Origin of the sequence: Pseudogracilibacillus sp. SO30301A, assembly GCF_037072025.1 — a bacterium.
In the GTDB taxonomy this organism is placed as follows: Bacteria; Bacillota; Bacilli; order Bacillales; family Amphibacillaceae; genus Pseudogracilibacillus.
Genome location: NZ_JAXHDD010000014.1, coordinates 68,405 through 85,834 on the forward strand (window position 1 = coordinate 68,405; position 17,430 = coordinate 85,834).

Genomic DNA, 17,430 nt, shown 5'->3' on the forward strand with positions numbered 1-17,430 from the left:
TCTTATAAATTGCAAAGGAGGGGCAATTGTGCCAATTGATGATATATATATTTCGTATACAAACATATATGATAAGGATCTGCAATTGATAAATGGTAATGGAGACATTACATCGTATATTACAGATGAAATGCTTGAACAAGAAAATCCTGCATCGGTAGGATCTATTATTTTTAATTTTTATAATACATATTTGTTTAACGACAACATTTCACTTATTGTAAGTGCTGATGCAATCTCAGGTGATGAAGAATATATGATTCATACTTTATTGGAGGGTAACCATGAATATGATTTAGAATTTGGTGGAAAAGTAGTAACGCTTGATAGAATAATAATTGATAATCAATATTATAGTGAAAGGTTAGAACGCTTAATTTTGAAAGAGTTTATTGACTATTGCAATTATATGATGTTTGACTATTTAGTTGTTATTGCTGCTAAGCCAGTAAGTTGTAATAAATCAACAAGAATTGTTGAATTCCCTCAAATAAAAATGTATGAGGATTTCAATTTTGTTAATTTGGGTGGTACGGAAAAACGAGCCCCTGTAATGGTTAAAAATTTAAATTTATTAGATTAATAAAATGAATTTTAGGCCTGAATTTATTTTTATTTTTCCTATATAGAGGATGTTCAAAACTCCCATGTCTTATTAGACACCGCAATGAATGAAAATGAGGGTGTGGCGTTTAATAATTAATTACTTTGTTTATTATAGATACTACAGAGCTTGGTGATCGTACATTTCTATGACGAGCACTTCTACCATAGGAAACAACATTTTCGATGATTAGTATTCCTCGCATTAAGGGATGCCCTGGCGGAGCATCTAGTGGCGTTTGCTCATGTATCTAAATGCATACATTCCGCTGCTCGAAGCTTCGCCGCCTCGAACTTCTTGGTCCTTTTTATCCTCCTTTTTGAACACGCAGATATAGATAGGAGTAGATGGCTATGTCTAAAACTGCTAAAATTACCGATTGGATTTTTGAATTGTTTCACTTACACTTACATTTTCAGTGGATTATATATACTATAAGGGGGTTCGTTATTTCTGGATTGTTTCCCTCCACAGCATCTATCTTTGCTGATATTCGACATTGGCTGCTAAAAGGGCGAACTGAGATGCTTACCAAGTTTTTGGATGATCTGACAGCAACGATTAAAGGTTATCTGCAAAAATATGAGACATCGGGAATAGCTATCAGCTTACCGGGTTTTGTCAATGTAGAAACTGGTTATACAGAAGATGCGGACAACTTTTTCTTCAGGCAAGTCAAGATTGGTTGACAGAAGAGCAAGCCATTTCTTGGAACGATTTCGATCTTGGAGAAGAATCGGTCAATTATATATCATGAGGAAAGATTACGTATTCTACTTGGCTCTTATAACATTTATCCCGTGGCCTTAATCCTCATGAGTTATCTTTGCAGAAATTGTATAATAGACTCCCCAGGTGTAAGCAAAAAGAACACGTTAATTAAGGACTGTCAGTTAGCAATAAATTCCTATGATTAGATACAATGACTCAAAGGAATTATATCCAAAGATTTTTTTAGAAAAGAATAATTGGAGAGGATTTATAGTGAATAAAAAGGTCGATTTGATTGAGATTAATGCCTTGTCTAAAAAAGTGGCTACTGCAAAAGAAGTGGTTGTTTCCGACTTAAATACGGTGAGTGCTTGTATTGATCAGTTAAGCTCGATGGAATCTTTTCAAGGAGAAACAGCGAATTCTGCGAAACAATACTTCAGTTATAGCCACCAAACTATTATTGCTTCTTTTCAACATATATTCATTAACATCCATGAAAATTTAAAGGATCATATAGACACTTTTCAAACAAACGTTGATACGAGCGAGTCGGCAAGACTCTTAAGTCATTACCTTGAAGAGTTGAAGAAAATATTAATGAAAATTTTACTTCATTGGAAGAAGTCTCAAATGAAGTAAACCGTACTCTCTTTGATGTTTCAGACCTAATACCTTTGTCAAATCCTGATTTTAGCCATGTAAGATATGCACATAGCGAAACCTATAAAACAATTGAAAATCTAAGGATGAATTTAGACGCTTTTTCAAATCAGGTAAAAAATGATGAAATTGAAGAGATGCTAAATCATCTAAGCAATTTGATGAAAGAGTTACAAACATATAAGGGGCAAGATAGGTTTGACAATTTAAACAAAGGAACTAATGCCATATTACAGGATATGCTATTCAAAGATGAAGGCCCTTTTTCAACATTATTTGTTAAAATGGCAAATGGTGAACATTTAAATTCGAATGAAAGATATATGCTATATAACTTATTGCAAAATATTTACTTAGACAAAGATATGAAAGATGAAATTGAACATATTGCTGCTATTATCAACGAAAGAGACATTGATAAATTAAAAGATAGATTAAATGATCAAGTGGTCATGACGAAAAGCGCGTTAGAAGATGAGATGGCAAAAGTGATGGCTTATCTATATACTGGGAACTTGAGACCTAGCGAGATGAATGTCGATCGGAATCAAGGGCAAAACTGGAGGCTTACTTTATGTTGCTGAAAAACTATTCCACTGCGATGAGTAGATGGGATGAAGTAATTGCAAAGGTTGAAGAATTGAAATATGAAAAAGATCCTAATGATCTGTCCGGACATTATTTTGACTCAAAATTATGAATGGGACCATATCGGGAAGTTGATAGAAAAAACATGACGCTGGATGAATACCGGGACTATGCTTTACGGGATAATGGATTGGACGGTGATCCGGTAAAGTTTTTCAATAACTCGGAAGTTACTTACTATACGAAAGCAAATTCTCATAGTACATACTTGCATTTGGAGAATAAAAAGTTGCTTAAAGAACAGGCAAATAGCACTTATAAATTTATCGGTGCAAAATTTTTGGATAAAGTCATTGGTACAGCGGCTGATTTGAGTAAAACGAGTATCATAGTTGGCACATTTGGAACGCTAGTGGAGCATGATATTGAACAAGGTGAACTAGAAGATAAAATAACTATTGGTAAAGCACAAGAAGTTGCAAGTATGTTAAAAATGGAATTTGTTATTTCGGAAAGTGAGACTGTACCACTAGGATCCCGATCAAAACTGGGTGTACAACTTCATCCTACTGATAAAAGTTATGATGTTCTTGATCGATGGGAAGAGGAATATAAGAAAAATCCGAACCTCCCTTATCCAGAAGAGCAAATTGAAGCTTTAGACTGGGAGGGTATTAATGAGTTTTTAATTGAGTATGACACAAAAATCCCAGATGACATATCAGATTATATTACGGATGGTTAATGAATTACAAAATACTAATTTGGATGTAAAGACTACTTACTTAATATTTTATATCAAACTAGTAATAACGTTAAGTGGATAGATGGGATCAAAAAGGGGTGGATGCTCATGAGAAAGACTCTTATTTTAACGTTTTTTTTTAGTGCTGCTTATTGGTTGCAGCCAAAAAGTAACGGAAGAATCGTTAATCGAAGGAACTTGGATTGGAACTTCAGGGTATGAAGATGAGGAAGAAGAGGGGGAACCAAACTGTTATCCATTTGAGGACGGCATTGAATTTAAAAGTGAGGATACTGTCTATGTTGAAACATATGATAGGGATTTTGACTATTGGCTATCAGATAAAGAGACAACTATAACGTTTTTGGACAAAAGTAGATATTATAGTTATGATATTAAAAAAAATGGTGAGGATAAAATAATTTTAGAAGGCTTGTTTTCACAAGAAGGTCGTGGTTGTATAATGGTACGAAATAAAGATTAAGGTTAGAGCTACAATCACTACATAGTAAAAAGAACTTTCTACAAGGAGTCTACAATTGCTAAGCAAGCTTATTTTAATCCTTCTCCTATTCCTGCTTATCGGTTGCAGTCAAAAAGTGACGGAAGAAGAGATAATTGATGGGATTGGGGCTGCAATATCTGGGTGTGGAGCAGGGGAAAAGATTGAGATTTCTTCAAAGTCTTACCTATTGCTATTAAGCTAAAAGAATAGCAGAATATTTAAAAATAAGAAAGAAGACTTTACCTAAGAAGTAGGTGAAGACTTCTTTCTGTTTTTTACTTGCAGATAAGAAAGCTGTACTCTTTTTATCAAAGGGATTGTTGCCATCTATCAAAAACATTATTTGACCATTTCTTCATTATTTTTGATCATTCTCTGGACAACTTCTACTGGCTTGAAATCAACATTGCCACGCAGTAATTCCAAATAAAATTTATGCGTTTCTAATGTCCGCTCGATATTACTTTCACGTTTAAAATGAATCATGTTCGGCTTAATGATTTCATAAATCGTTTTCCCGATTTCTATAACGAACGGATTATTCGTTGCCTCCAGTACAGCATAATGAAATTCTAAATCGATAAGGGCAAGTTCCTCTGGGCTCAATTTAGGATCCATTCTTTTTATTTGAGACTCATAAACTTCTTCTATATTTTTGATATTCTTTTTCTCATTGGTAATTATCATGTTCATTAGGAGGATTTCGAAGTGTTGACGAAATTCGATAAGCTGCTTCATGTTATTACTGTGCATAATCAAACTGAATATCAATGGATTTAAGGTAAAGTGAGAAAAATTGTTTGTAATGAACATCCCTTCACCACGTTTAATTTGTATGACACCAATTGCTTCTAGGATTTTTATCGCCTCTCTAACTGGGGTTCTGCTCACTCCTAACTGTTCCATCAATTCCTTTTCAGTGGGCAATTTGTCACCTGGTTTCAAGGTTCCATTTAAAAGATTATCTTTAATAATTAGTACAATTTCTGAGGATATGGTCTTGTTTTGGTTGATTTTCTCCATCGAAAGTTTCATCATTATTCCCTCCTGTATAGCTTAAATTCTAATGTCAAGAATTTACTGTATTTTAAAATTCAAATAATATAAGTTTTCAGTAAATTACTATTTACAAACACATTTTACTTTGATAGAATGTGTACAACATAATACATCATACGTATTATGTACTTTATATTTAATATACTATATATTTTATTTTTTGTATAGAAGGAGATGGTTGTATTATTAGAAAGCGATCTAAATATATTTGTTGGGTGATATTAAAAAGAGTCGAATTTTCTTCAAGGAATCTAGTAACCCCCTGACAAGCGGTAACTTATATAGGAGTGTCAAAAAATGAATGATAACGAAAAGCTGGTATTAGATTGGATTGAACAGAATAAGTCCGAGTTAGTTAATGCAACCAAACTTCTTTGGGATTATGCTGAGCCTCCTTTACAAGAGTATCAATCATCTAAATTGTTAATGGATATTCTAAAAAAAGAAGGGTTTAAGATTGAAATAGGGTTAGCTGGCATGCCCACAGCTTTTGTTGCTACATGGGGAAGTGAAAAACCTGTCATTGGAATTTTAGGAGAATATGACGCATTGCCAGGCCTTTCTCAAAAAATAGTTGGTAAAAAAGAACCGGTAGAAGAAAATGGATATGGCCATGGATGTGGACATAATCTTCTTGGGGTAGCAGGTGTTGGCGCTGTGATAGCTGCAAAAAAAGCTATGGAAACTAGTAATCTAAAAGGTACTATTAAATTCTACGGGTGTCCAGCTGAAGAAACAATGATCGGAAAAATCTTCATGGTTCGTGATCAAGTTTTTAGAGATACGGATGTATGCTTAACATGGCACCCCGGTGCACATAATTCATTATGGGGTAGCAGTACATTAGCTATGAATTCTGTAAAGTTCACTTTTTACGGAAAGTCATCACATGCCGCTACGAATCCGGAATCAGGAAGAAGTGCACTTAAAGCAGTTCAACTTATGGATACGGGTGTTCAGTATTTAAGAGAACATATTATAGATGCAGCGAAAATTCATTCTACTATTACATATGGAGGGGATGAGCCAAATGTCGTCCCTGAACAAGCTCAAATTTGGTACTATATAAGGGCTCCGTACAGAAAAGACGTGGAAGAAATATATGAGCGAGTCTTAAATATTGCTAAAGGGGCTACTTTAATGACAGATACGGAGCATGAAGTTGATCTGATAACTGGATGTTATCATATGTTGCCTAATAAAGTGCTAGGACAAGTGTTATTCAATAGTTTGAAGAAGGTTGGCCCACCAGCATTTGATGCGAAAGATAAGAAATTTGCAGAGGAATTAGTTGATTCTTTCAAACCTGGAACAAGAGAAATGGTTGTCCGATTAACGGGTGCACCTGGAGAATTGGTCGATACAAATTTACATGATTCAGTTTTAGAACCGTTCGATGAAGGTAGAATATTGCAAGGGTCTACAGACGTGGCAGACGTCTCTTGGAACATCCCCACCGCCCAATTTAATACAGCATGTGTACCAACTGGCACACCAGTGCATACATGGCAATTTACTGCATCTGTAGGTTCTGGAATTGGAAAGAAGGGAATGTTGGTGGCTGCCAAGACGTTAGGACTAAGTATTATTGAACTGATGAAAAATCATTATCTTGTAGACTTGGCTAAGGAAGAATTAGATAAAGAAATATTAAAAGCCGAACCTTATGAGTCACCATTACATAATGTGATAAGCTCGCCTATTCCATAGAAAAAATATTAATTAAATTAACTTCATTTAACTATAAACAGAGATCTTTATTCAAGGAATGGGTACAGAAAGGGGAGGATTCGGAAAAACATAAAACTATATGGTAAGTTGGAAGAAAAACCTATAACGTCAAGTGATTGATGGAGCGAATAGATGGATGAATATGAATAATTCTATTAGCAATTATGATAATATGTATTGCTTCTAAATTCTGAATATTTTAACACTTCGCATTGAGAATATTTTTAAAAACCACACGTGTTTCCGAAAGGGGTATAAACGTTGAAGAAAAATGAAAAAAAACAGGAATGGCGTTTTGCAGTTGCTAATAAGGAAGCGTTAATTGGTTGTGTGCTAGCTGTAATAAATTTTGTTTGGTGGTATGGATTTGCATATGGAATGGGTTCTAAACCGCCGGAGGAATATACGTACATACTAGGTTTTCCTGCGTGGATTTTTTTCAGTTTGATATTAGGAACGTTAGTTATGTTTTTGCTCGTTTTTCTCGTTGTTAAATTTTTACTGACAGATATTCCTCTTGAGGACGAAGAGGAAAGTAATGAGGAAGATGAGGTGATGACCTTATGAAATGGGGAGTAGTAACACCCTTATTTTTATTGCTGGCAATTGTCTTTGTAGTTGGGATGTGGTCGAGTCGGAAATTGGACAAAGAGGAAGGATTTTTAAGTGATTACTTTCTTGGTAGCAGGGAATTTGGTGGACTACTTCTAGCCATGACCATGGTAGCCACATATGCAAGTGCGTCGAGTTTCCTAGGTGGTCCAGGGGCAGCATACTCCATCGGGTTTGGTTGGGTGTTGCTAGCTATGACGCAGGTGGCAACTGGATATTTTGTTTTGCTAATTTTAGGTAAGAAATTTGCAATCATCGCAAGACGCTATAATGCTATTACCTTTATTGATTTTTTAAAAGAAAGATATCAAAGTACTGCGGTCGTTCTTTTATCTGCAGTAAGTATTATTGTTTTTCTCTTCTCCGCTATGGCAGCTCAGTGGGTAGGTGGCGCTTATCTGATTCAATCTATAACAGGGGTAAGTTATATAGGAGCTTTGTTTATCTTCACGATAGCTGTTTTAATTTATGTTATTGTTGGTGGTTTCCGTGCAGTTGTTGTTACTGATGCCGTACAGGGAATTATTATGCTAGTTGGTACATTGTTACTGCTTATTGGTGTCATTATCGCAGGTGGAGGTTTATCGAACCTTTTTGCAGATTTGACAGCAATTAATCCAAATTTGATATCACCTTTTGGTGCGGAGGGTAATCTAACGGCCGCCTATGTATCCTCTTACTGGATTCTCGTAGGGGTGGGGGTTGTGGCACTTCCACAAATTGCAGTCAGGGCAATGTCTTATAAAGATTCCAAATCGATGCATAGAGCCATCATAATTGGGACTGTCGTCGTAGGAACGATTATGCTTGGTATGCATTTGATTGGCGTGTTCGCACTTCCGATTATGCCTGGAATTGAAGTGGCGGATCAAGTTATACCCCTAATTGCTTTGGAGGTATTGCCGCCATGGCTTGCCGGAATCTTGCTCTCTGCACCATTGGCTGCAATTATGTCAACAGTAGATTCACTATTATTGATGGTCAGCTCATCTGTTGTAAAGGATGTCTATATTAATTATGTAAAACCGGATGCATCGGTCAAACATGTACAGAGGGTAAGTATGGGAGTAACTGCGATAGTAGGGGTTGTCGCTTTTCTTTTAGCAATTAGCCCACCCGATTTATTAATCTTCTTGAATTTATTTGCAATTGGTGGCTTGGAATCCGCATTCATGTGGCCAATGATACTGGGGCTTTACTGGAAGTATGCAAATAAATCTGGTGCACTTGCATCAATGGTTACCGGTTTTGTCTCTTATATTGCAATTCACTTTTATAATCAGGCATATGGAGATCTCCTGGGAGTACATACCGTTACTGTACCAGTTTTTCTTTCCTTAATTGTATTTGTAGTTTTCAGTTTGCTATTTAAGGAAAAAGCATATGAATTCCCGACACAAAATATAAGTAAAGGGGCATAGGAAGACAAAAGTGAAATCGTTAGTGTTTGAATCAATTTCACGATTCATTTAGTCGAGCACAAACCTGAATAATCTTTAGATTGCAGAAGTACATCGATTTCTACTACAGGTGATCGCTTTTCGTGGGCGGTGCCCCGGACAAGGGGTATGCCGACGTTGCCTGCAAAGGGCATTTTTAGTCGGACTTCCTTACATATCTTACTGGTGAGTCTACACTGTGGCCTTTTGTCTCGCAGGAGTCGCTATCTTTCGTTTCAATAGTAATGAGTAGTTAATATAGACGAACAACTAATAAATATTTTACTTATTGTTCTATTTTTCTATTTGGATTAGTATTTATGAAATTGATTCGTTTAATAAAAGCATTATACTAATATGCTTAACATTAGAATTAGTTATTTGTTTATGTTCTTCAACCAAGAAGAATATGGTAAGTAAGACAATTTGAAGGAGTGACGCATGTTGAATTTAGTAATGAGCTGGAATGAATGGGCCGATCTTGATGCCACAGCACTTGCTTCCTTGGTGCATAAGAAGGAAATTACTCCAACGGAAATTGCAAAACAGGCTGTAAGGGGGATTATAGCATTAAACCCAGAGATTAGCGCTGTGGTCGAAGTCTTTGATGATGTAGTTGATGATCCAGCGAAAGATGGTATGAATCCTAAAGGAGTATTTGCAGGGGTTCCTTTTCTAATGAAAGATTTAGGACCTACATTGAAAGGAAGGCTCCAAGAGATGGGGTCTTTGCTAATGAAGGGTAACCGAGCAGAAACGGATAGCTTCCTAACGAAACAAATGCGCCAAGCCGGATTGAATATTATCGGGAGAACGACAACCCCAGAATTTGGTCTGTGCAGTTCTGCGGAGAATCCAGCTGTCTACATTACACGTAATCCGTGGAACCTAAATTATACGACTTGTGGCTCTTCTGCTGGCACAGCAGCTTCCGTAGCAGCGGGTATCGTACCTATAGCTCATGCGACAGATGGTGGTGGTTCCATTCGAATTCCAGCAGGAGTTAACGGGAACATTGGTCTCAAACCTTCCCGTGGTGTTTTTTCACTTGCACCAAAAGGGTCGGATTTGATGACTGTAGTATCCTTTCAAGGATGCCATTCTGGAACAATTCGCGACACGGCTGCTTTTATAGATAATTGTCGAGGAGGTGCTCCAGGAGAGTTTATGCCATATTGGTCGCCTCCTGAACCTTATACCGAATTGATAAAAAAGGATCCAGGAAAACTTCGAATCGCTGTTTCACACGAGTGGGGAGATTACCGCGCTGCACCGCATACTGTTGCTGAGTTAGAGCGAGCAGCTAAATTTCTTGAGGAGCTTGGACATCATGTTGAATGGGTACTTCCAGATATTGATTTTCATGCTACTTACGAAGCACAAACCGCAGCTTACATAATGAATTTTGCACAAACAATTTCAGAACAGTTAGAGAAAAAAGGCTTGGAAGAACCGCCTGACGCTTTGGTTGAACCAATATGTATCAAAGTCTGGGAAGAAGGGCGTACCGCTACTTATGCAGATCGTGCTAAAATGCAGACGCTATTTAATGAAACTTCCCGCAGAATGGGCGCTTTTTTTGAAAACTGGGATATCATTCTCACCCCTACCATGGCGAAACTGACACCATTGTTAGGAACAAAGGAATACTTGACGATTAGTGATAATCCTTCCGTTTATGATTGGTTTGAAAATCTCTGGAGTATATTCGCTTATACACCGATGGCCAATATCTGTGGCCTACCGGGAATTTCGCTACCGATGTCAGAAATGGAGAACGGAATGCCACTTGGAATGCATGCACTCGCACGCCAAGGAAATGACGGGCTATTGTTGCAATTAGGTGCACAAATTGAACGCGCACTGGATGGAAAATGGAATCACGGACGGAAACCTGATGTTCATGTAACAAAGATTAATTCAGCATATGGACAGAGGATTTAACAGATGATGAGAAATTTTATTCTATGTAAAGAAACAACCATTTCACGACCACTGGAATTTGGATTTATACAGCTTGCGGATTTCCACTGCAAGAAGGCAAGTTACTTCTTACTTTATGATACTGGAGGCTGAACGATTTTTCCCGATTCTGTTTAGATTACCGAGACTAGTTTGATAGTTTCTATTTTAACTAAGATCTTTACCCTTTTCTCGCCTCCTAGTTGATTGTGAGGGATATCAATTGTAAAAAGGATGATATAAATGAAAGTATATAAGATTGCCGTTTTGCCAGGAGATGGGATCGGACCTGAGGTAACGAGAGAAGCGGTGAAAGTACTGCATAAACTTTCCGAAATAGACTCCAGATTCTATGTTGAAATGAAAGAATTCAACTGGAATAGTGAGTACTATCTTAACTATGGGAAGATGATGCCTGAAGATGGGCTCGAGCAGTTAAAGGAGTTCGATGCGATTTTATTTGGAGCAATCGGAGATCCGCGGGTGCTGGATTCAGTTTCAATATGGGAGTTAATTTTACCAATTCGCAAACATTTTCAGCAATATGTTAATCTTCGTCCGATCAAACTTTTAAGAGGATTGGAAAGTCCTTTAAAACAGGAAGTACCCATTGATTTTGTTATAATCCGTGAGAATAGTGAGGGCGAGTATTCGAATTCAGGTGGTACGATGTTCCAAGGAGAAACTAGGGAAATGGCTGTACAGAATACGATAATGACAAGACAGGGTGTCAGGCAAATCGCTGAATATGCCTATGAATATGCTCGTGAAAATGGATTATCAAAAATAACGAATGCCACAAAATCTAATGTTGTCATTTATACGATGACGTTCTGGGATCAAGTTGTGGAAGAGGTTGCAAAAGAACATAAAGACATTGCTTATGAAAAATATTATATTGATGCTTTGGCCACTTATTTTATTCAAAGACCAGAATCTTTCGAGGTTGTATTGGCATCCAATTTATTCGGGGATATCTTATCGGATTTAGGGTCGGCAATCGTTGGAGGATTGGGGATTGCCCCGTCTGGTAATATAAACCCTGAGGGAACATTTCCTTCTATGTTTGAAGCGGTGCATGGGTCTGCTCCAGATATCGCTGGAAGAGGCATTTCCAATCCAATGGCCCAAATCTGGTCAGCAGCACTTATGCTAGCGCATTTAGGTAGAAAGGATCTTCATGATTCTATTTTACAAGCGATAGAAGAAGTATTAATGGAGAGGAAAGTATTAACACCAGATATCGGGGGAAGTGCTACAACCGTTGAAGTTGGAGATGCAATTATCAGTAAATTAAAATTAATGGAGTGATTGGATGACGCTTCAAGGTAAAACAATTGTTGTTACTGGTGCCGGTGGAGGAATGGGAAGAGCTGTAGTATCTTTATTACTGGAAGAAGGCGCAAATGTGGTCGGTTGTGATGTAAGTATTACTGCGCTAACTGAGTTTAAATCGAACGAGAGATTTTTAGAATACGTAGGAAATGTATTGGACGAAGTAACAGTACAGGATATTTTTAAAGAAACGTTTCATCGCTTCGGCTCCATTGATGGACTGACGAATGTATTGGGAATTGCTCAAAGTGCTACATCGATTGAAGATTGTAGTTTAGGTGATTATCGAAAAATTATGGACGTGAATATGACGAGTATTTTTTTAACGTGTCGGGAAGCTGCAAGTTATATGAAGAAACAAAAACAAGGAAAAATTGTAAATGTAGGTTCCGTTTCGGTGACAAGGCCTAGACCAGGACTTCAATGTTACATTGCTTCAAAAGGAGCAGTAGAATCTTTTTCGAAAGCCTTGGCTTTAGAACTTGCACCATATTACATTAATGTCAATGTACTTCATCCTGGACCGTCAGATACGAATATGCTCGGTCAATTTTCAGAACGTGGAGCAAATGTCGATGATACGAAAAAAACGGTATTTGAAAAGAGTGTGCCCCTAGGAAGGCTGCTAAAGCCAGCAGATATTTCTCAATCAGTTAAGTTTCTGCTATCGGATGCAACAAATATGGTTACGGGAGCCGTCCTGCATGTCGATGGCGGAAGAAATATATAGTTGTCTGAAGGAGAGAACGCAATTGCAAAAGTTTCAGATGTATATTAATGGTAAGTGGATACGACATACAGATGCTGATGGAATCGTTGTAAGAAATCCATCTAATGGAGATAAAATTGCTGTTATCCCACGTGGAACGAGAGATGATGTTGATAGCGCTGTTAAAGCCGCTTATACTGCTTTTCGCGGTGAGAGCTGGAGAAAAATAAAAGCGTTTGAACGTGGGGAAATATTATTTGATTTAGCTGATAAAATAAAGACACACAGAGATGAATTAGCTGAACTTGAATCTGTTGATGTAGGAAAACCCCTTTCTCAAGGATACGCCGATGTAGATGCAGCAATAAGGTATTTTCGCTTTTATGGAGGTGCTGCCGATAAGGTGATGGGTAACACGATTCCAATTGAAGATGGATTACTGGATTACGTTGTGCGTGAACCAGTTGGAGTTACTGCTCATATTATCCCGTGGAATTATCCCTTGCAAATTATTTCTCGTAGTGTAGCAGCAGCCCTCACAACGGGAAATACGGTTGTCGTAAAGAGCGCAGAGGATACACCGATGACTGCAATGCAGATCACGAAATTTATTGATGAACTCCAGCTGCCTGCAGGCGTATTTAACCATGTTACCGGGTATGGTCATGAAGCAGGCGCAGCATTAGCAAATCATCCACTAATTAATCACATTACATTTACAGGTTCGGTTGTAACTGGGATTTCAGTGGGAAAGGCTGCGATGGAAAATGTTGTGCCATCTACATTAGAGCTTGGGGGAAAGTCTCCGAATATTGTATTTGCAGATTGTGATATCGATAGAACGGTAGAGGGTGTCGTTCGGTCTATTGTTCAAAATACTGGGCAAACATGTTCTGCAGGAGCGAGGCTACTGGTGGAGGAATCATTTAAAGAAACATTTTTGACGAAAGTTATTGAACGGTTCAGAAATCTCACGATTGGACCAGGCATTCAAGATAAAGATCTGGGACCGATTTTAAATGTAAAGCAATTCCAGCATGTCATGGGAATGATTGAACTGGCAAGGAAAGAGGGAAATATTCTTTTTGGTGGCAAACAGCTGACTATAAAAGGGTTTGAAGGCGGGAATTACGTGGAACCGACCATTATCGATGGTGTAAGTATGGACAGCAGACTGGCGCAGGAAGAAATTTTTGGTCCCGTGCTGACCGTCTTTACATTTAAAGATACAGAGGAAGCATTGGAATTAGCAAATAGTACTGAATATGGTTTGGTCACAGGCATTTGGACAAAGAATATTAACAAGGCTCATTACTTAGCTAGCAGAATTGAGGCGGGGCAAATATTTATTAACAATTACGGAGCAGGTGGCGGAGAGCAAATGCCGTTTGGAGGATATAAGAAAAGCGGGTTCGGAAGAGAAAAAGGATTGGCTGCGCTGGATAATTATACGATTCTGAAAAACGTGGCAGTGAAGTATCGTTAGGAATCTAGACTGAGCGATAAGCTTTTATTAGCTTGAGGATTTGGATAATGTCATTGCTTTTTCTCAGTAGGCTTCAACTGAAAGAAGGAATTAGGGGAGCACCAGTAAAGCTGTTACCAACATGCAATCCCCCCGTCCTATTAGATGGGGGAATAAAGTCGTTAATTTTTAAGGACGTCCTAGCAATACGGTTACTTGACAAACTACATTATTAAATAACCGCACTCCTAATTTAATTAGGAATCTTTCCTATTTATGTCGTTTTCGGCAGATACAGACTATGAGTGCGCTGTCTGCTTATAATGGACTCTTGTCAAATTTTCCATACAATTCTTCGAGTATAACCCATTATAATAAAGCAAACTTTCAAGTTCCTGATGAAAAAAGTAACGAAGAACAAACGGTTCTTTGGTTTAACTACATTAGACTTATCTTTCCAACGACGATTCGTAAAGATATATTGTACTAACTGACTTTTATGATCATACGAAAGTCGATATGATCTGCTACAATGATATCCTTCATTATCTAGCCATGAATCGTCGGCATAATCCTTTTTCTGTCCTAGGGGACGGATGTTTACAATATAAAAAAATGTGCTTCTATAAACAAATACATTACTTCGGATATGCATAAAATACAAAGCGGTCAGGGGCATTCCCGATATAGGAACATGGATAACATGTCGGTACAGTTAAATACTCATCTGGAGACTAGGGTCGATGACGGTTATGGTATAAGCAATGACGATTTTATGGTCGGAAATTTCATAAAATAAATGTACCATGTTCCATTTTCACATGAAATTCATCGCCATGGGCAGGTTCGCCAAATTGCCTCAAGACCGTATCACGGTGACCAGACAGTAAAATTTGTTTGTTCTCACCAGGAAGCCTGTATCGGAATAATGGCCGACCCTTGTGCGAGTTCTTCTTCATCGGTTCCCTCAATAATGGGAATTTCTCTTCCAGTTTTAGTATGTACAACAGTCCGATTGTATCACCTTGTTGCATGTTTTCATAATTGGCATGGAGGACCTCGGAATCATCAATTTCCCGAACGACATCCTCTGAGATGAACCCTTTCGCCTCATCTAACCGCTTCCCCTCATCAAAACTTCAGCAATTGTCCTACGCCATAAATCAGGAATCCCGCACCGACAGCGATTAGTAGGTAGGAAATAAATATAAACAAATCTAATCCCCCATTATACCACAACATCTTATTGTTTTTTCTGAAAAATAGTCATTTAGTGCCTTGAAAAATTTGGAATAGATTGGTATGTTATGATCAAATGCAACTTTTTACGGATAAAGGGGTGAGGCTATCGTGTTAACGGGCCCTGAAAGAATTGAAATTTCGGATGATCAATTAAACCAACTGAAAACCGTTTACAAGGAATTGACAGAAGATGTCGCATCCCTATTGAATGATTTTTTCATTCCGTTTGAAATCATGCAAAGTGAAGGGATTTTTACAGGAACGTCTGCAGAAGCGTTCACATCATTTTGCATGCTTGTCAATGATTATTTGGAGGCGCGTTTCCAGATGTCACTCGAGGAACTACAGGAAGCGGCAGCGAATTTTGAAGAAAAAATTAATGAAGTCGAATCTTATACAGGATGAGGGGATCATATGTCATTAGAAATTAAAGTGGAGCCAGATACTGTGAAAAGTCTCGCTGAACAGGCTAGAAAAGTGCCAAATGAGCAGATCGATCAAGCGATAGAAAAACTAACACAATTAGAAGGCGACCTCTCGAGTTGGAAAGGTGAAGGTCCGTCTGGACATGAAGAAGCTGTGACAGAATTAAAAAGAGCATTGACTAGTTCAAAAGACCTTTTCACTGCCATTCTTGCCACACTCGATCATGCCATCGATCAGTTTACGGAAGCAGACCAGGAAATCAGCGATAAATTTGAACGGCGCGTCAAGAATCACCTTTCTTAAAAAAATAGGACGTAACTATTTAAGCGTAGGAAATATACGCTGACTCCTGCGGGAATTAAGGCATCGGTGAGACCCCGCAATGCTTTTTGAAGGAAGGCTGACTAAAACCGCTCTTTGCGGGCAACATCGGCATCCCCCTTGCCGAGGCAAGACTCAACAGCCGCCCGCGGAAAGCGGAGTATATTTCCGCAGCGGGAATACAGGTTACCCCACTTAAAGATACCGGGAGGTAAAGATGGATAAGGCAGCACAAATTGCAAATTTTAGAAGTTTGGTTTCTTCAAAACAAGCGAATTTACATTCCTATTACGAAAAAGATCGCGTGTATCAACAGCAGTACAATGCGGAATTTTCGAAAATCCGGCAGCTTGAACGGGAGCTTGAGGATTTGCTTTTTTATAAGAAAAAAGCGATGAAGGAATACACGTATATGGAAGAACTCATCACAGGGGATGGATCACGGATGGGCCGGATTCAGCTCGTCAAACCTGGACGGCTCGAGGGCCGGGCACTGGAATCGATTCAAAACAGAATCGATTCCCGCAAGAAAGCCCAACAACAGACACTCGCACATATCAATCAAAGCATTCAGCATATGAAACAAAAAAGCACTGAAATTGAACAAGAACTGGAAGCAGCCCGCAGACAGCTTCTGTCACTCGACCAATACATCGCAACAAATCAATCGAACATCCAGCGGCTGAAAATGGATATCGCCAGGGTGCAAGGACAAATTCGCACACTAAGTTAAAAAGGAGGTGATTATCATTGGAAATCATCGGGCAGACAGGGAAGAATTGAATTTATTGATTGAAGAATATCAGAATACGATGCGTGAATATAGAGAGGCAGCTGCAAGGGCACGCGAAGCGCAAACCGGTGCACAGGGGTCTGTTGCAACCCGGACTATTGAAACAACAGACATTACGATTGTCGATGTACTCGAAAGCGCTCGGGACATTCAAGCTATCCATACGTTTTGGAATGGAATGGTCGAAGCCGATCAGACCGCTGAAACTGGATTTTCCGAAACGACGGCAGGACTGAGCGAAATCAAGACGATGGCTGACACGTTTTTAAATGGGTTAGGAAAAAATGGCGGGAAAATTGGCAGTTTAGATGTTGACGCACTGCAAGCCGTCGTTTTTGGTGATGAAGACCTAATGAAACATCTCACCGACAAATTGGCGCGAAACGAACCACTCACTGAGTCTGAACGGGAACTGCTTTATCAATACATCCAATCAGAAGTTTTCAATGAAGAAAAACATAATGAAATGCAGTCGCTTATCCAGATTCTTGGTGCGGATACAGAAAATCTAAAAGACCGT

The 17,430-nt window shown here is 38.4% G+C and carries 21 protein-coding genes; 19 read left to right on the forward strand and 2 right to left on the reverse strand.

The window, feature by feature from the left end; translation table 11 throughout:
• Positions 1 to 28: 28 nt before the first annotated feature.
• The 8 genes from SPD89_RS09260 (at position 29) to SPD89_RS09295 (ending at position 4,018) form a co-directional block, all read left to right on the forward strand.
• The gene (locus SPD89_RS09260; RefSeq protein WP_336261667.1) at positions 29 to 583 is read left to right on the forward strand and encodes a hypothetical protein; all 555 of its coding nucleotides are present in this window, start codon (positions 29 to 31) and stop codon (positions 581 to 583) included.
• Between the two features lie 374 nt (positions 584 to 957).
• On the forward strand, positions 958 to 1,293 hold the full coding sequence (locus SPD89_RS09265; protein ID WP_336261668.1) for a DUF624 domain-containing protein: 336 nt from the start codon (positions 958 to 960) through the stop codon (positions 1,291 to 1,293).
• A gap of 295 nt (positions 1,294 to 1,588) precedes the next feature.
• Positions 1,589 to 1,957, forward strand: coding sequence for a T7SS effector LXG polymorphic toxin (locus tag SPD89_RS09270; RefSeq protein ID WP_336261669.1), 369 nt, complete (start codon positions 1,589 to 1,591; stop codon positions 1,955 to 1,957).
• Positions 1,933 to 2,562, forward strand: coding sequence for a hypothetical protein (locus SPD89_RS09275; protein ID WP_336261670.1), 630 nt, complete (start codon positions 1,933 to 1,935; stop codon positions 2,560 to 2,562). Before SPD89_RS09270 ends, SPD89_RS09275 begins: the two co-directional genes overlap by 25 nt.
• The gene (locus SPD89_RS09280) at positions 2,553 to 2,678 is read left to right on the forward strand and encodes a hypothetical protein (RefSeq protein WP_336261671.1); all 126 of its coding nucleotides are present in this window, start codon (positions 2,553 to 2,555) and stop codon (positions 2,676 to 2,678) included. The genes SPD89_RS09275 and SPD89_RS09280 overlap by 10 nt, the downstream gene beginning before the upstream one ends.
• A 33-nt stretch (positions 2,679 to 2,711) precedes the next feature.
• Entirely contained in the window at positions 2,712 to 3,311 is a 600-nt protein-coding gene (locus tag SPD89_RS09285; RefSeq protein ID WP_336261672.1) for a hypothetical protein, read from the forward strand.
• A gap of 142 nt (positions 3,312 to 3,453) precedes the next feature.
• Positions 3,454 to 3,795, forward strand: coding sequence for a hypothetical protein (locus SPD89_RS09290; protein ID WP_336261673.1), 342 nt, complete (start codon positions 3,454 to 3,456; stop codon positions 3,793 to 3,795).
• A gap of 55 nt (positions 3,796 to 3,850) precedes the next feature.
• Complete coding sequence (locus SPD89_RS09295; protein WP_336261674.1) at positions 3,851 to 4,018, forward strand: hypothetical protein; 168 nt, start codon at positions 3,851 to 3,853, stop codon at positions 4,016 to 4,018.
• Between the two features lie 137 nt (positions 4,019 to 4,155).
• Here SPD89_RS09295 and SPD89_RS09300 read toward each other — a convergent pair whose 3' ends face one another.
• The gene (locus SPD89_RS09300) at positions 4,156 to 4,851 is read right to left on the reverse strand and encodes a FadR/GntR family transcriptional regulator (protein ID WP_336261675.1); all 696 of its coding nucleotides are present in this window, start codon (positions 4,849 to 4,851) and stop codon (positions 4,156 to 4,158) included.
• Between the two features lie 321 nt (positions 4,852 to 5,172).
• Here SPD89_RS09300 and SPD89_RS09305 point away from each other — a divergent pair, with 321 nt between their 5' ends.
• From SPD89_RS09305 to SPD89_RS09335, 7 genes are all read left to right on the forward strand, one after another.
• Entirely contained in the window at positions 5,173 to 6,585 is a 1,413-nt protein-coding gene (locus SPD89_RS09305) for an amidohydrolase (RefSeq protein WP_336261676.1), read from the forward strand.
• A 282-nt stretch (positions 6,586 to 6,867) separates the two neighbouring features.
• Positions 6,868 to 7,173, forward strand: a complete 306-nt coding sequence (locus SPD89_RS09310) for a YhdT family protein (protein WP_336261677.1) — start codon at positions 6,868 to 6,870, stop codon at positions 7,171 to 7,173.
• Complete coding sequence (gene panF / locus SPD89_RS09315; RefSeq protein ID WP_336261678.1) at positions 7,170 to 8,639, forward strand: sodium/pantothenate symporter; 1,470 nt, start codon at positions 7,170 to 7,172, stop codon at positions 8,637 to 8,639. The genes SPD89_RS09310 and panF overlap by 4 nt, the downstream gene beginning before the upstream one ends.
• Before the next feature lie 462 nt (positions 8,640 to 9,101).
• Positions 9,102 to 10,601 carry an amidase gene (locus SPD89_RS09320; RefSeq protein WP_336261679.1) on the forward strand — a complete coding sequence of 500 codons (1,500 nt, stop codon included), beginning with the start codon at positions 9,102 to 9,104 and terminating at the stop codon, positions 10,599 to 10,601.
• Between the two features lie 261 nt (positions 10,602 to 10,862).
• Positions 10,863 to 11,930 (forward strand): tartrate dehydrogenase, encoded by a 1,068-nt coding sequence (locus SPD89_RS09325; RefSeq protein WP_336261680.1) that lies wholly within the window; start codon positions 10,863 to 10,865, stop codon positions 11,928 to 11,930.
• 4 nt (positions 11,931 to 11,934) lie between these two features.
• Positions 11,935 to 12,684: an SDR family NAD(P)-dependent oxidoreductase gene (locus tag SPD89_RS09330; RefSeq protein ID WP_336261681.1), complete on the forward strand. Its 750-nt coding sequence runs from the start codon at positions 11,935 to 11,937 to the stop codon at positions 12,682 to 12,684.
• Between the two features lie 22 nt (positions 12,685 to 12,706).
• Entirely contained in the window at positions 12,707 to 14,149 is a 1,443-nt protein-coding gene (locus tag SPD89_RS09335) for an aldehyde dehydrogenase family protein (RefSeq protein WP_336261682.1), read from the forward strand.
• A gap of 767 nt (positions 14,150 to 14,916) precedes the next feature.
• On the opposite strand, the gene SPD89_RS09340 is transcribed toward SPD89_RS09335, so the two are convergent.
• Positions 14,917 to 15,087 carry a hypothetical protein gene (locus tag SPD89_RS09340; RefSeq protein ID WP_336261683.1) on the reverse strand — a complete coding sequence of 57 codons (171 nt, stop codon included), beginning with the start codon at positions 15,085 to 15,087 and terminating at the stop codon, positions 14,917 to 14,919.
• A gap of 391 nt (positions 15,088 to 15,478) precedes the next feature.
• On the opposite strand from SPD89_RS09340, the gene SPD89_RS09345 reads away from it, so the two are divergent.
• The 4 genes from SPD89_RS09345 to SPD89_RS09360 all read left to right on the forward strand — a co-directional run.
• Positions 15,479 to 15,775, forward strand: coding sequence for a hypothetical protein (locus SPD89_RS09345; RefSeq protein ID WP_336261684.1), 297 nt, complete (start codon positions 15,479 to 15,481; stop codon positions 15,773 to 15,775).
• A 9-nt stretch (positions 15,776 to 15,784) separates the two neighbouring features.
• Positions 15,785 to 16,099: a hypothetical protein gene (locus SPD89_RS09350; protein ID WP_336261685.1), complete on the forward strand. Its 315-nt coding sequence runs from the start codon at positions 15,785 to 15,787 to the stop codon at positions 16,097 to 16,099.
• A 235-nt stretch (positions 16,100 to 16,334) separates the two neighbouring features.
• Positions 16,335 to 16,850: a hypothetical protein gene (locus SPD89_RS09355; protein ID WP_336261686.1), complete on the forward strand. Its 516-nt coding sequence runs from the start codon at positions 16,335 to 16,337 to the stop codon at positions 16,848 to 16,850.
• Between the two features lie 55 nt (positions 16,851 to 16,905).
• The coding region (locus SPD89_RS09360; protein ID WP_336261687.1) for a hypothetical protein at positions 16,906 to 17,430 on the forward strand (525 nt) is incomplete at its 3' end.